Genomic DNA, 13,713 nt, shown 5'->3' with positions numbered 1-13,713 from the left:
CTCGGTATCGTCATTCTCGTGCCGACCGTCGCGCTGTCGGTTAGCTTGGACGGAAGACCAATCATTAGTCGATCTGAGGGGGATTGGTGATGGAAGTGCCAACGGTGCTGACGGCCAACTGGCTCGACTGGTACCACGGCCGCCATCAGCAGGAATGTGTCAAGTCGGGAACCCCGTTCGAAGACTACGTCGCGAAAGTACTCGCGCGCTTCCATGACGACTTCCTGAACCCGTCACCAACCGGCAGGCTGGGAGACGGAGGATGCGATGGTCTCGCTGAGGCTGGGACCATCGCGTATGCCTGTTATGGACAGCGGCCGGGCCGGAATGCCGAGGGTGAGCTGGCCAAGAAGATCAGTAAAGACTTTGCACGAGCGATCGACCAGTGGATCTCTTTTCATACCTGGCGGTTTGTGACTAATGCGCCTGTCGGCCCGGTGGCGTCGAAGGTTATCGTCGGACTGCAGCAGGCTCATGGGCAGGAATCCCAGCGCCCGTTGACGATTCGTCTTTTCAACTCCGAGAGACTGTGGCTCGAGGTGGTGGCTAAGCTGGGTATGTCGGTCTTGAACGAGCTGTTTCCGGGTGCGCCGGGAATCGCGAACGTCGAGCTGGCAGACCTGATCCCGCTGCTCGACGCCCTCGGCACTGCGAATGAGGCCACCGCCCCGGAGGGCGCGGTGCTGCCTGTCCCGGAGACTAAAATGGACTTCAACGATCTTCCTGCGGCCAGCCGGGCGGAATTCAACTATGGCCGACTACTAGCACCGCGAATAGACCAGTGGTATGAGGCATTTTCAGATCCAGGACTCTACGACGCGCATGGTGCTCGGTTCCGCGCCTTATATGAGGAAGCGCGGTCAATCACATCGAATCCAGCCGAGATCCTGGAGCGCCTGTACGTCGCCGTCGCTGGCGCGAATGTGCGCATGGACGGCACGCGCGCCAACGCCGCGTTCGCTGTTGTCTCCTACTTCTTCGACTCTTGCCATATCTTCGAGCTGCCGTCCAGTTCAGAAACGGTATCCAATGTGGAGCTTTCCGATGCTTCTGCCAACTAAAGGGGTGTCGCCAGAGCGTGCTCTGATCACAGTTGGCTCCGAGCTTCTCGAGGAGCTGAACGACCCGATATCGGTCTCCGCGCTCTGGGAGCGCTACTGTGCCCGTCAGCGTTCATCGAGGTCTCCTCGGCGGATCACCTTCGACTGGTTCTCGCTCGCACTTGCGTCCTTGTATACGATGCGGTTGGTCGACTTGTTCGACGACGGCCGAGTAAGGCGCATCGATGTTTCTCAGTGAGCTGTCCTCCTCGGATCCGCGGTTCAAGGCAGTGCGGTTTCGCGCGGGCCTCAACATTCTCGTTGCGGACCGCACGGTGGCTTCAGAACAGGGTGAGAGCCGAAACAGCAGTGGTAAAACGAGTTTCGTCAAGATTCTGCGCTACCTGCTCGGCGGTGATTTACCTCCGGAGTTCAAAGTAGCAGAACTGTCGGAGCATCAATTCACGGCCCGTCTAGAGCTCTCCGGGTCTGATGAGACAGGCGAGGAGGTATCTATCACACGTGCGGTATCCCCTAGCACCAAGGTGTGGGTATCCGGTTGGTCGGAGGTTGTGGGCGGTTCGGAGTTACGGGTCGACGATTGGAAGGAGCTGCTGTCCCGAAGGGTTTTTCATATTCCGGACAATGTCAGCCGTCCGACGTCCGGCCAGATATGGGCGCAGCTGATCCGCACTTATTTTGGCAGCCCGATCAAGGGGCATCATGCCGAATCTGATTGGGAATCCGGCGTAAAGCTCGGATTTATGTTGGGCCTGTCACCGGAAATTTTGGGTAAGGCTGGTGAAATCGACCGGCTCACCAAACAGAGCAAGGCGATCCGCAAGGCAGTCCAGGAAGGTGCGCTCGCGCACCTTTCTCTCGACGAGTCCGCTCTGCGTGCCCGCCTTGCAACAGCTCGTCGGCTGCGTGAGCGTATGCGGGATGATCTACGCGCCTTCAAAGTTGACGGACGATACGCCGACCATCAGCGAGAAGCCGACCGGTTGAGCGGGGAAATCCGCAGACTCAACGACGAGGGACTGACGCTCCAGAGGCGATTGCGAGAACTGGAGGAGACACTGCGTGACGAGGCGACCATCGCCACGAGTACCGATCTGACTGCGCGGCTCGGTCGGGTCTACGCGGAAGTTGGCCTGATAGTGCCGGATTCAGTAATGCGGCGCTATGAGGAAGTTGCAGTCTTCCATGAGTCGATCGTGCGCAATCGGCAATTGTTTCTCGAACAAGAGTTGGGCGCAGTGCGGTCCCGGCTCGAGGTGATCGATCAGGAACGCCGGGTGTTGGATCGTCAGAGAGCGCAAGTCATGCAGTTGCTCAGCGAGACCGTCGCTCTCGACACGTTCCTGAGCGCGCAACGCGATCTTGCTCAGCGTGAGGCCGACGTTGCAGACCTCGAACGGCGACTCGATGCTGCTCAGTCGATCAGTACGATCAACGACACAATCAAGCTGAAGACAGCCGAACTTGTCACCGCGGTTCGAGCGGAGACGCATGAACGAGCAGAACAGCTGGACGAAGCGATCTCACTGTTCAGTGAACTCGGTGCCGAGATCTACATCGACCGCGAGGCATCGCTCCTCATTTCAACTAATTCCAAGGGTATTCTTACCGTCGAACCGCGTATCTCTGGTGACGCGAGCTCGGGTATTCGTAGCGTGAAAACTTTTATGCTTGACATCGTCTGCGCTATATCCGCGATCAAAGCGAGGCGAGCGCCGCGCATTCTTGTTCATGACAGCCATCTCTTTGATGCGATCGATGGAAGGCAAGTCGCATCTTGCCTCAATATCGGAGCCAGGCTAGCCGAGGAACATGGGTTCCAGTACATCGTAACGCTCAACTCGGATTTCTTGACGAGTGTTGAGGTGCAGAGCGACGGCGCTTTCGAATCCAAGCCCTACATCCTCAACACACGCCTGACTGACGATACTGATGCCGGCGGAATCTTCGGATTCCGCTTCGGGTGACAGCCTGCACCCATGGTAAGTTCGAAAGAACTGGTTTGCTTAGAGGGTGTCCCACATTGCCGATCTGGTCAGCTTCTGTCTCAGCTCGATCACGGGACTTCGCCGGCATGGTCGCGCTGACCGAACACGCTGGGTGCCAGTACCACGTCATCGGTGGGCGGGGCAGGTCGGTTGGCCGTCGCCGATCCAGAAGGTGGGTCCCGCAGACGTCGAGCGGTTGCCCGCAAGGCGTCCATTGATATTCAGACAGGTCTCGAAATAGCTGTTTACTTCGTTTCGGGATAGTCGCCGAAGAAGATCAGGCCCCGAGGTCCGAGCGAGGGTGGCTGGTGCGCCTCGCCTCCTGTCTAGGCGTGTTCAGTGAATTCCTGCCACGTAGACTGTTCTTCGTCGGGACGGATCGGGTTGCGCTCGTGTCGGATTCATGATCAATGGGTCTTCGGGGCACCGACCCCGGCACCTACTGCCAGGACGCCTTCGAAGCCCACCGGAAGGACCATGGAGCCCCCGGCGGGGCTCCATATGTATGGGATAAGTGCCGACCGGCGTCTTCTTGCTGGTCGCTTGGTGAAGTCGAATTCGACCTGGACGGCGGCAAGCGTTACGGACGCTGCCTCGATCGGTGCGGTGCCGGACGTCCTGTGGGCGCGAGGGCTCGCCGTGCATGTTGGCTTGACCGTGCACCAGTCCAAACGATCCAGGCAGGCCCGATACCACGGACAGGCTGATCGCCGGGGGTCCGACTCGTCGGCGCGCGGGCGGCCAGTCCACCAAAGCGTTCGGTTATGGGCAGATCTTGACAAGAGGCTCGGCGTGGTTTCGATGATGTGTGCTGGATTGTCAGCTATCGCGCTCCGTGCCCTCGCGGCGGGCGCATCGGCGACTCGTTTTCGCACGGTACCAGCCGATCGGTGATCTCGGTGTGGCGATCCGATCGGGATTAGTTGGTCTTTTCTGCAAATTTCAAGCAATTGATTGGATATGCGTGACCCAGGTTTTCGATGCCTGCCGTGCGTGCTGGTGGAAATTCGTTCCCGTTTGTGTTCAGAGGGCGCAAGACCCTGTTTTCTGTGGTTGCATAATTTGAGCGCGACATGTTCCATCTCGGATTATAGCTCTGCCCTATGGCTGATATCCGTTGCTTTGTTTAATCCTTGACGCCCACCTGGGGGGTGTTCAAAGATGTGGCCAGAGTTGTTCTGAACACGGGCCGTGCCCGTCGCTCATCGGGGGTAATGCCTCGAATTGGGGAGGGAATGAATGGACGCCACAGGTGTGGGCTCATCCGCGCAGAATCCGGACTCGATGAGAGACGACATGTCGGGTGCCGGTAGGCAACACGAACTGCTGATGTTTTCGAAGGTTGTCGAGGTTGCCGTGGCGGATCTGCGGCTGTGCGATTCGCCGTTGCGGGCGGGTGGGGAGAATGCCGGACATGTACGGCTGCTGGCCGAGGCGAACGGGCTGCCGCCGATAGTCGTGGACCGCGCAACGATGGGCGTGATCGACGGGGTGCACCGGTGGCGGGCGGCGCAGGCACGAGGGCAGGAGCGGCTGCCGGCGGTGTTTTTCGAGGGAGATCCCGCGGAGGCGTTCGTGCTGGCGGTTCGGCTGAACACCGCGCACGGGCTGCCGCTGTCGCTGGCCGATCGCAAGGCCGCGGTGGAACGAATCCTGCGGACGCATCCGCAGTGGTCGGATCGGGCGATCGCGGGGGTCTCGGGCGTCTCGGACAAGACGGTCGCGGCCGCGCGCCGGCGGCTGAGTGCGGATTCTCCGCAGCCGACCGGCCGGGTCGCGCGAAACGGGGTGTGGCACCGGACCGATCGGGTACGGGGGCGCGCCCGGGCGGTGGAGCTGTGGGCCGCCGATCCGGGTGCGTCGGTTCGGGCGATCGCGGCGAAGGCGGGCATATCGGTGACCACCGCCAAGGACATTCGCCAACGCCTGCGCAAGGGGCAGGACCCGCTACGTCTGCGCCCCCGCCCCCTCGCGGAACCGGCCGACACGTCGATCTCGAGACTCGCGCCCGCGCCGGCAGCGGCGACCGCGGCGAAGGCCGAGTCGGTCGAGGAGTTGCGGCGCCTACGCAAGGATCCGTCGTTGCGATTCACCGATTCCGGGCGCACCCTGCTGCGTTGGCTGGACGCCCCGGCCGGGGACGACACCGATTGGACCACCCTGATTGCCAATATTCCCAGCCACGCCGTCGCCAGCGTCGCCAAGCTCGCCCGGCAACGTGCACACGATTGGCAGCATCTCGCCCGCCTGCTCGAGCAGCGGGCCCACCAGGAACTCGAGAGCCAGAACGCGTCCTGAGGACGTTTCGACAGCTAAGGAGAAAGACAGTGAGCACCAACCCCTTCGACGACGAGGACGGTCGCTTCTACGTGCTGGTCAACGACGAGGATCAGCATTCGCTGTGGCCGAGCTTCGCCGAGATCCCCGCGGGATGGCGGGTGGTGTTCGGCGAGGCCGCCCGGAACGAGTGCGTGGATTATGTCGAGCAGAACTGGACCGATATGCGTCCCAGGACCCTGCGCGAGGCCATGGCGGCCGACTAGCGCCGTCGCGAGATCTTCTGGAAAACGTGGTTGTGATGTTCGTACCTCGAATGTATCGAGAACCCGATTCGACGTGGATTCTCGAGTTGATGCGCCGAAATCCATTGGCATTGTTCATGACCAACGGCGCCGACGCGGACGGCCCCTACGCGACGCATCTGCCGGTCGTTCCGGACCCGGACCTGCTCGCCGATCCGCCCACCGAATTGACGGGGGCGACATTGCTGGGGCATATGAATCGCGCGAATCCCCAGTGGAAGGCCCTGCGGGCGTCGATGCCCGCCGTGCTGAGCTTCGCGGGACCGAACGCCTACGTCTCGCCGACCGTCTACCGGTTCACTCCCGCGGCACCGACCTGGAATTTCACCGCCGCGCAGATTCGTGGGGTAATCCACAGGATCGAGTCCGAGGAGGAAACCCTGTCCGTGGTGCAAACCACCGTACGGAACCTCGAGGCCGAATTCGGTTACGGCTGGGACATGTCCGACTCGCTCGACTACTTCCGCCGAATAATTGGTGGCGTCGGCGCGTTCCGGCTCACGATCACCCGCGCCGAGGCGATGTTCAAACTCAGCCAGGAGCAGGACGCGGAAACGCGCGACCGGGTGCGCTGCCACTTCGCCCAGGGCGGCTCGGGCAGGCAAGCGGAGACCGCGGAGTATATGGGCAGGCTGGCCGAGGCCGATCACGCGTGATCGGCGGCCCGGCCGCGCCCGGCCAACCGCTCGATGTCGGCCGGGCCGCCGACGCTGACGACCTCGACCTCGGGGGCGATGCGCCGCACCATCCCGGCGAGGGTTCGCTTGGGGCCGATCTCGATCAGCCTGCGGCAGGACAGATCGTCGGCGAGGGTTCGGACGGTTCGCTCCCACTGCACCGGATGGGTCAGCTGCCGTGCGAGCAGGCCGGGCCACACCCCGCCCTTGGTATGGACGGCGGCATCCACATTGGCCACCACCGGCCCGTGCGTGGGCGCGAAATCGGCCGCGGCGAGCGCCTTGTCGAGCGCGGGGACGGCGGCGGCCATCATCGGGCTGTGGAATGCGCCGCCGACCGGGATGTCGATGAACTTGTATCCGGCCGCACCGGCGAGTTCGGCGGCCGCCGCGACGCCCTCGACCGTGCCCGACAGCACGTGCTGGCCAGGGCCGTTGAAGTTCGCGAACCACAGGCCGTGGCCGCGCGTGCGCACCGCGTCGACCACGGCCTGGACCGCGTGCAGATCCTGCCCGACCAGGACTCCCATCGTGCCCGCCTGCTCCTCGGCGGCCTCCCGCATGGCACGACCCCGCACCTGGACCAGGCGCGCGCCGTCGGCGAGCGAGAGAGCGCCCGCAGCGCACAGGGCGCTGTATTCGCCGAGGCTGTGCCCGGCGAATGCGACGGGTCGCGGCTCGATGACCGATGTCAGGGCGTCCAGCGCCAGCGCGCAGATCGAGAAGAGGGCCAGCTGAGCCAGATCCGTGCGGCGCAGGTCTTCGGCGGAACGGTCGGTGAGCAGTTCGGCGATGTCGTGCCCGGTGAGCTCGGACAGCTGGCTCACCAGTCGCCACGACGGCGTTTCGCGCCAGATCCGGCCCATACCGGCCTGTTGCGTGCCCTGGCCCGGAAATATGAGGGCCACCTGCGAACATTCTGTGGATGTCATTCAACTCACCCGTGAATTCAATCTATCGGCGGGAATGGGAATTCTTATCTGCGGTTCGAGTCGATAACCACGACCCCATACGGTTCGGATCACCAGCTGTACCGGGGTCAATCGCTTGCGCAGCCGCATGATGTGCAGATCCAGCGAATTGCGGGTCGCATCGCCCTGGCTGCTTTCCGCGAGTCGTTGGGTCAGTTCGGATCGATAGACCACATCTCGATAACTCTCGACCAACAGCTCCATTAATTCTGCCTGGATGGTCGACAGGCCGACTGTTTTCCGTCCGAAATGAACCGTGCCGGCGGCGTCGACAGTGGGTGCCTGCCGCCCGTAGGCGCGATGCCGGAGGGCGGCAACCCGTGCTTCCAGGTCCGAGTGCGATATCGGCGTCCGGACCCAGTCCTCACAGGGGTCGTCGCAAACCGGGGGTTCCACGCCGCCCTCCACCACGAGGAGGCACGGAATGTTGTGCATCCGGCAATACCTGCGCATTTCGTTTTCGGCGGGCCAACGTACGAATTTGACATCGTTACTCGAATCGAAGAACACGATCTGTCCCATTATCCGGTCGAATTCCTGCGTGCCAGAGGCTAACAACGGGCCCCGACGCCGGACAAGGGGGCGGCGGCTCGGGAATTTGCCGTCTATACGGAATTTTTACGGCAGGCCTCGAGCGGATCCCAGTCCGGCCCGCCCGCGGTGAGCTTGCTGGTATCGGTGAATACCCGGCCGGCGAGAATCTCCTCGCGCAGATCGCGTTGCAGCACGATGCTCGCGGTGTGCAGGCCACTACCCATGGTGCCGCCGATGCCGGGCCCGGATGTGGTGTTCGATCCGGTCAGGAACAGGCCGGATATCTCGGTGCGAGGTGTCGGGCGGTCGGGGCCGAACTGGCCCGCCGCCAGCGCGATGCCATAGCAGCAGCCCTCCGAGGACAGGGTGTAACGCCGGTGCGTGAGCGGTGTCGCCGCTTCCTGGTAAACGATATGCCCGCGGATATCCGGAATATACTTCTCCGCTTGTTCGATGAGGGCTGTCGCGAGCCTGTGTTTGGCGCTGCGATATTGGGGATCGCGGCGGTATCGATTATCGTTCGCCACGTCTTCCGTCAAGCCCCAGAAATCGCGGCCCGTCGGTGATACCGCCATGATTTCCAGGGTGGAGTGCCCGGGTGGGGCGACGCGCGGGTTGCCCGGATCCTTGCGCGAGGACGAGCTGATGAACAGCGACAGCTCCGCGGGAAGTTCGCGCCGCGAATCGATTCGGTATACGCGCTCGATATCGAAATCCGGATGGGTCCAATAGTTCGTGTTCGGTATCAGCTCGCTCAGGTCCACATCCAGTCCGAGGTAGACGGTGAACATCGGCGCCGACATGCGCAGGTCCTCGACCCGGGCGCGGGTCGCGGCCGCGACCCGTTCCGTGTCGAGGAGCTGCCGATAGGTCTGCTTCAGGTCGGCATTCGAGACCACGATGGGTGCGCGGAACTCCGTACCGTCGCTCAGTGCGACACCCACCGCCCGACCACCGGCGGTGAGGATTCGCTCGACCCGCGCCCGGATGCGCACGGCACCGCCGTGGCTGGTGACGACGTCGAGGAGGTGTCCGGCGAACACCTGCCCGCCACCCCTGGGATAGAACGCCCCCTGGGACAGGTAGTGGCCGATGACCATGCCGTGCGCGGCAATCGGCGCCCGGGAGGGCGGCACGCCGTAGTCGGCGCTCTGGGCGGCGAGCACCGCGCGCGCGTCCGGCCCGAGCTCGGCGATATCGAACGCCTGCGCCAGCGGGAATCCCCCCATCCGTTCGCGCATCATGTCCACGCACAGCCGCAACCCGTTCTCCTGGGCGGGGAAGGTGTCGGTCAGACGCCGCAGATACGCATCCCACCCGGCCGGCACCGCGAACGTCAGGTCGGGGAAGACGAGCGTGTCGAATCCGTCACGGTCCATCGGCAGGAACTCGATCCGCTTGTCCAGACCCAGGCCGCTCAGCACCAGCCCGATCGTGCCCTCGCCGTGCACCTCGCCGACATAGTGCACACCGACGTCGAACTCCCACACCCGCTTCCGGCGGAACACGTGACTGCAGCCGCCCACGCGGTCGGCCTGTTCGAGGACCAGCGGGCGCACCCCGTTCGCCGCCAGATAGGCCGCCGTGGTGAGTCCCCCGAGCCCCGAACCGATGACGATCGCCCCCCAGTCGTCCCGATCGCTCATCAGACCCTCCCTCGTCCGCGCCGGGCCGTGCTACCCGGACGAGTAACAGGTTTGTGGTGTCGACGCCACCGGCCAAAGCCTGTGACCTGTTTCTTTCAGTTCTGTCGCCGATCTTTCCTGGATCGTGGCCGGATCGGGCGGGGATGGATAGCCTCCCAGCGGGAGGGTTTCTCACGGGGAGCCGCAATGAATTCGCCAATGCTTCGAAGGTGATCGGCATGAAAATAGACGAGGGCGTGCGCGACGAGATTCGGAACATTGCCGCCAGGATTTTGGAAGTGGACGCCGAGGAAATCGGGTGGGAGGACGACTTCCGAGAGGATCACGACGCCGATTCGCTGCAGGGCATCGAAATCCTGGCGGCGCTGGAACGGAGTTTCGAGATAACGATCGACCAGGAGCGCCTGGTCGATATGGTCTCGCTGGCGAAAACCTACGCTATCGTCGCCGAGGCGCTGGCGGAGAAATCCGGAAAGACCGAACAGGCGGCGGTCGCGGTGTCGGTCGCCACGGGAACGGCCGCGTCCGATCCGGCTCCCCGGCGCCGCGTGGTGATCACCGGCCTCGGTGTGATCAGCAGCATCGGCATCGGCGCGCAGGAGTTCACGCGCGCACTGCGGGCCGGGCGATCCGGGGTCAGCCCGATCACCGCGTTCGACACCAACGGATTCGAATACACCAACGCGTGCGAGGTGCGCGATTTCGATCCGGCCGCATACATACACCGGTTGCCGCCGGGAGAAATGGGCCGGGCCACCCAGCTAGCCGTCGCCGGTGCGCGCCTGGCGCTCGACGACGCCGGGATCTCGCCGGAGGCGGCGCGGGAACTCCGCTCGGTGATCTCCGTCGGCACGACCAACGGGGAGAGCAAGGAGGTGGACCTGCAGGTCGAGCATCAGGTGGCCACCGGAAGCGACAAGGTCGATCCGTACGGTGCGTGGCGCGCCCAATCGAGCAGGCTCTCGGTCGAGGTCGCTCGCGAACTCGAGTTCACCACCACCGAGGCGGTCACGATCCCCACCGCATGCGCGGCCGGGAACTACGCCATCGGCTACGGCTTCGACGCGGTCGCCGGTGGGGAGGCCGAGCTGGCGATCTGCGGCGGTGTGGATGCGTTGGTGCGCAGCACATTCGTCGGCTTCTACCGTCTGGGCACCATCGCACCCGAGGTCTGCCAGCCGTTCGACCGCAATCGGCACGGAATCCTCACCGGGGAGGGAAGCGGTGTGCTGGTTCTGGAAACGCTGGAGTCGGCGCTGGCCCGCGGTGCCCGCATCTACGCGGAGGTGCTCGGCTACGGCCTGTCGTGCGATGCGCATCATCCGGTGGCGCCGGAGCAGGACAGCGTGGCGCGCTGCATGGCCCGCTCGCACGCGCACGCGGGAATCACCCCGGCGCAGGTGGACTTCATCTCCGCGCACGGCACCGGGACCAAGGCCAACGACCTCACCGAGGTGGCGGCGATTCGCCAGGTGTTCGGCGACTCCCCGCCGCCGACCATCTCGGTCAAATCGATGCTGGGCCATTCCATGGGCGCGGCCAGTGCGCTCGCCGCGGCGGCATGTGCGGTGGCCCTACAGGACGGATTCATTCCGCCGACCATCAATCACGTCGAACCCGATCCGGATATCGGCATCGACTGCGTGCCGAATCACGCGCGAGAGGCCGACCTGCGGATCGTGCAGAACAACGCATTGGCATTCGGCGGCAACAACGCCGTCCTCATCCTGGGTAGGTACTCGTGAACACCGTGATCACCGCGTGGGACACACATTCGCCGCTGGGGCGCACCGCCGAGGACCACGCGCGATCGCTGCGGCGCGGCATGGCGGCGGCTGCGGGCCCGCGCCGGGTCGTCGACTTCGACATCCGAGAGGCGTTGGGCAAGAAGGGGACTCGCTCGATGGACCGGGCCACGGGTCTGGCCGTCGCCACCGTGGGTCAGCTGCTCGAACGCAATGGACTCGGCAGGCAGGTGCGCGCGGCCGACTCCGATGCCGAGATCGGTCTCGTGCTCGGCACCAGCGACAGCGTCCAGGCCCTCGTCGACTTCACCCGCGATACCTGGACGCGCGCGAAGCCCTATGACGTCGAACCGGCCAAGATCCCGGTCAATCTGATGAACTTCCATGCCGGACAGTGCGCGATCTGGCATCGGCTGAAGGGCCCCAACTCCACGATCTGCGGCAGCCACGTCGGCACTCTGCTGGCCCTGAACTACGCGCGGCGGCTGCGCTCGAACGGCCACGCGCACACGGTGATCTGCGGTGCGGTCGAGGAATGCAGTAGTGCCCGCGCGACCTACGAAGCGGCCCGGGCGGGCGACGAGCCGCGACGCGAGGCCGGGGAGGGCTGTGTGGTCTTCCTGCTGGAGTCCGCCGACATCGTCGGCGCCGGACGCGCGCCCCTGGCCGAACTGCTGGCCATCGAATTCGGGGTCTACGCCCCCGATGCGCTGCGAACCGCGCTGTCGGACTGTCTGCGCCGCGCGTTGCTGCGAGCCGGCGTCGAGGCCCGGGACGTCCGAATGGTGGCGCCCTCGCCCAACGTCGGTGAGCGAGGGGACAACGAATTGGACGCCATCGCAGATGTTTTCGGCGATGTCGCGTTGGCGAGCGCGGGGGTGGACGCACTCGGCGACACCCGGGCGGTCTCGGCCGGGTTCCAACTCGTCGAACTGCTCGTGGACGCGGGTGAGCCGGGCCGGATCGCCGCGGTGACCTCTACCGATGACGAAGGACGGGTGGGATGCGCACTGATCCGGACCTGCTGAGGCCGTTCGACTGGCGCTTCGGCGAGGTGAGCCCGGTCGGGGTGGTGACCGTCGTGGACCCCGATTCCGCGGTGTTCGCCGGACACTTTCCCGACCGTCCCGTCGTGCCGGGAGTCTGTCTGCTCGACATGGTCGATCGCGCGGCGCGGGCGAGCGGAATCGCCGCCACCGCGGCGACGGTCGTGGAGATGGCGAAGTTCTCCGATGCGGTGCTGCCCGGGGATCGACTCGCGGTCGAACTCGGCCGAAACGGCAACCTGGTCACCGCCATCGTGCGCACCGACCGCGGCGAAAGCTGCCGGGTCCGACTGCGATACGAGGCCGCGTGATGGACCCGGCCCGCTTGATACCCCATCGGTGGCCGATGCTGCTCGTCGATCGGGTCGCCGACGTGTACCCGGGCCGCCGGCTCACCGGCTATGTGACCATTCGGCCCGAGATGCCTTGGTACGACCAGGGTTTTCCGCCATATCTGGTCCTCGAGTCCTGGTTGCAGTCCGCGGCGGCGCTGGCCTGCTGGGGCGATCGCCGACCGGAACGTTCGGTGCTCGTCGGCCGATTGCGCGAGATCGGATTCGTCCGGCCCGCACGCGCGGGCGAGACGGTCGAACACCGCGTGGAAATCGTGAAAGCTGCTGGCGGCGCGGCGATCTGCTCGGGCACCAGCACGGTCGCCGGCACGCCGATTCTGCGGATCGGCCAGGTGACGGTCAGTCTCAACGGAGGACAACGATGATGGCGACTCGGCCGGTGGCACTGGTCACGGGCGGCTCGCGTGGCATCGGCCGCGCGGTGGCGCTGCGGCTGGCCGCACAGGGCTACGACATCAGCTTCTGCTACCGATCGCGAGCCGATGCCGCCGCGGATGTGGCCCGCGCGGCCAAGGAATTGGGTGCGCAGGTGCACGCCCGGCAGGTCGACGTGGCCGACTCGGCGGCCGCATCGGCCTATGTGAAGGAATGCGAGGCGGAGTTCGGTCCGATCGAGGCGGTCGTCACCTCGGCCGGAATCACCCGCGACGGGTTGACGGTCATGCTCCGCGACGAGGAGTGGCAGCAGGTGCTGCGCACCAATCTCGACGGCACCTTCCACATCTGCCGCGCCGCGGTGTTCGGCATGATCAAACGCCGACGCGGCGCGGTGGTGACGCTGTCGTCCGTCTCCGGTGTCTACGGCAATCCGGGGCAGCCCAACTACTCCGCCGCCAAGGCGGGAATCTGCGGCTTCACCCGGGCACTGGCCCGGGAGGTCGGCAAGCGCGGCGTGCGCGTCAACTCCGTCGCGCCCGGCTTCATCGATACGGATATGACCAAGGACCTGGCCGACGAGGTGATGGCGCGGGCCGGGGGCCGGATCCCGCTGGGCCGAATCGGGCGGGCCGAGGAGGTCGCGCAGTTGGTCGGTTTCCTGCTGTCGGATCAGGCCTCCTACATCACCGGCCAGGTGATCGGAATCGACGGCGGACTGCTCATCTGATGCGC

14 protein-coding genes are annotated in these 13,713 nt (G+C 64.8%); 11 read left to right on the top strand and 3 right to left on the bottom strand.

The features are described 5' to 3' along the window. Positions 1-89 precede the first annotated feature (89 nt). The 6 genes from NDR87_RS04030 to NDR87_RS04010 all read left to right on the top strand — a co-directional run bounded on the left by NDR87_RS04030 (position 90) and on the right by NDR87_RS04010 (position 6,287). The gene (locus tag NDR87_RS04030) at positions 90-1,061 is read left to right on the top strand and encodes an ABC-three component system protein (RefSeq protein WP_251910148.1); all 972 of its coding nucleotides are present in this window, start codon (positions 90-92) and stop codon (positions 1,059-1,061) included. Continuing rightward, a complete protein-coding gene (locus NDR87_RS37840; RefSeq protein WP_374211125.1) occupies positions 1,030-1,299 on the top strand; it encodes an ABC-three component system middle component 6 in 270 nt (89 codons plus the stop codon). Before NDR87_RS04030 ends, NDR87_RS37840 begins: the two co-directional genes overlap by 32 nt. Beyond that, a complete protein-coding gene (locus NDR87_RS04025) occupies positions 1,286-3,028 on the top strand; it encodes an ABC-three component system protein (RefSeq protein WP_251910149.1) in 1,743 nt (580 codons plus the stop codon). The genes NDR87_RS37840 and NDR87_RS04025 overlap by 14 nt, the downstream gene beginning before the upstream one ends. A gap of 1,350 nt (positions 3,029-4,378) precedes the next feature. Then, a complete protein-coding gene (locus tag NDR87_RS04020; RefSeq protein ID WP_251910150.1) occupies positions 4,379-5,347 on the top strand; it encodes a helix-turn-helix domain-containing protein in 969 nt (322 codons plus the stop codon). Between the two features lie 29 nt (positions 5,348-5,376). Next, positions 5,377-5,592 (top strand): MbtH family protein, encoded by a 216-nt coding sequence (locus NDR87_RS04015; RefSeq protein ID WP_251910151.1) that lies wholly within the window; start codon positions 5,377-5,379, stop codon positions 5,590-5,592. A 35-nt stretch (positions 5,593-5,627) separates the two neighbouring features. After that, positions 5,628-6,287: an FMN-binding negative transcriptional regulator gene (locus NDR87_RS04010; RefSeq protein WP_286013097.1), complete on the top strand. Its 660-nt coding sequence runs from the start codon at positions 5,628-5,630 to the stop codon at positions 6,285-6,287. On the opposite strand, the gene NDR87_RS04005 is transcribed toward NDR87_RS04010, so the two are convergent. From NDR87_RS04005 to NDR87_RS03995, 3 genes are all read right to left on the bottom strand, one after another. Continuing rightward, positions 6,278-7,216, bottom strand: a complete 939-nt coding sequence (locus NDR87_RS04005) for an ACP S-malonyltransferase (protein ID WP_251910153.1) — start codon at positions 7,214-7,216, stop codon at positions 6,278-6,280. The two genes, NDR87_RS04010 and NDR87_RS04005, sit on opposite strands and share 10 nt — an antisense overlap. 24 nt (positions 7,217-7,240) lie before the next feature. Next, positions 7,241-7,801, bottom strand: coding sequence for a winged helix-turn-helix domain-containing protein (locus tag NDR87_RS04000; protein ID WP_251910154.1), 561 nt, complete (start codon positions 7,799-7,801; stop codon positions 7,241-7,243). An 83-nt stretch (positions 7,802-7,884) separates the two neighbouring features. Continuing rightward, entirely contained in the window at positions 7,885-9,459 is a 1,575-nt protein-coding gene (locus NDR87_RS03995; protein ID WP_251910155.1) for an NAD(P)/FAD-dependent oxidoreductase, read from the bottom strand. A 218-nt stretch (positions 9,460-9,677) separates the two neighbouring features. On the opposite strand from NDR87_RS03995, the gene NDR87_RS03990 reads away from it, so the two are divergent. Genes NDR87_RS03990 through fabG form a run of 5 tightly spaced genes read left to right on the top strand, consistent with a single transcriptional unit; the run spans position 9,678 to position 13,708 of the window. Further along, positions 9,678-11,204 (top strand): beta-ketoacyl synthase N-terminal-like domain-containing protein, encoded by a 1,527-nt coding sequence (locus tag NDR87_RS03990; RefSeq protein WP_251910156.1) that lies wholly within the window; start codon positions 9,678-9,680, stop codon positions 11,202-11,204. Then, entirely contained in the window at positions 11,201-12,232 is a 1,032-nt protein-coding gene (locus NDR87_RS03985) for a beta-ketoacyl synthase N-terminal-like domain-containing protein (protein WP_251910157.1), read from the top strand. Before NDR87_RS03990 ends, NDR87_RS03985 begins: the two co-directional genes overlap by 4 nt. Then, entirely contained in the window at positions 12,208-12,561 is a 354-nt protein-coding gene (locus tag NDR87_RS03980; protein WP_251910158.1) for a hypothetical protein, read from the top strand. The genes NDR87_RS03985 and NDR87_RS03980 overlap by 25 nt, the downstream gene beginning before the upstream one ends. Next, positions 12,561-12,968 carry a 3-hydroxyacyl-ACP dehydratase FabZ family protein gene (locus NDR87_RS03975; protein ID WP_372494101.1) on the top strand — a complete coding sequence of 136 codons (408 nt, stop codon included), beginning with the start codon at positions 12,561-12,563 and terminating at the stop codon, positions 12,966-12,968. Before NDR87_RS03980 ends, NDR87_RS03975 begins: the two co-directional genes overlap by 1 nt. Further along, positions 12,965-13,708: a 3-oxoacyl-[acyl-carrier-protein] reductase gene (fabG, locus tag NDR87_RS03970; RefSeq protein WP_251910160.1), complete on the top strand. Its 744-nt coding sequence runs from the start codon at positions 12,965-12,967 to the stop codon at positions 13,706-13,708. Before NDR87_RS03975 ends, fabG begins: the two co-directional genes overlap by 4 nt. Positions 13,709-13,713: the final 5 nt, after the last annotated feature.

The sequence above is a fragment of the Nocardia sp. CDC159 genome (assembly GCF_023740735.1).
GTDB classification, from domain to species: Bacteria; Actinomycetota; Actinomycetes; order Mycobacteriales; family Mycobacteriaceae; genus Nocardia; species Nocardia pulmonis.
This window is presented reverse-complemented; position numbering and strand designations above follow the sequence as displayed.

Bases quoted from the DNA above. Each gene is read 5' to 3' on its own strand.
- NDR87_RS04010 (WP_286013097.1), top strand. From the start codon at position 5,628: ATGTTCGTACCTCGAATGTATCGAGAACCCGATTCGACGTGGATTCTC.
- NDR87_RS04020 (WP_251910150.1), top strand. From the start codon at position 4,379: ATGTTTTCGAAGGTTGTCGAGGTTGCCGTGGCGGATCTGCGGCTGTGC.
- NDR87_RS04030 (WP_251910148.1), top strand. From the start codon at position 90: ATGGAAGTGCCAACGGTGCTGACGGCCAACTGGCTCGACTGGTACCAC.
- NDR87_RS03995 (WP_251910155.1), bottom strand. From the start codon at position 9,459: ATGAGCGATCGGGACGACTGGGGGGCGATCGTCATCGGTTCGGGGCTC.
- NDR87_RS04000 (WP_251910154.1), bottom strand. From the start codon at position 7,801: ATGGGACAGATCGTGTTCTTCGATTCGAGTAACGATGTCAAATTCGTA.
- fabG (WP_251910160.1), top strand. From the start codon at position 12,965: ATGATGGCGACTCGGCCGGTGGCACTGGTCACGGGCGGCTCGCGTGGC.
- NDR87_RS37840 (WP_374211125.1), top strand. From the start codon at position 1,030: ATGTGGAGCTTTCCGATGCTTCTGCCAACTAAAGGGGTGTCGCCAGAG.
- NDR87_RS04025 (WP_251910149.1), top strand. From the start codon at position 1,286: ATGTTTCTCAGTGAGCTGTCCTCCTCGGATCCGCGGTTCAAGGCAGTG.
- NDR87_RS03990 (WP_251910156.1), top strand. From the start codon at position 9,678: ATGAAAATAGACGAGGGCGTGCGCGACGAGATTCGGAACATTGCCGCC.
- NDR87_RS03975 (WP_372494101.1), top strand. From the start codon at position 12,561: ATGGACCCGGCCCGCTTGATACCCCATCGGTGGCCGATGCTGCTCGTC.
- NDR87_RS03980 (WP_251910158.1), top strand. From the start codon at position 12,208: ATGCGCACTGATCCGGACCTGCTGAGGCCGTTCGACTGGCGCTTCGGC.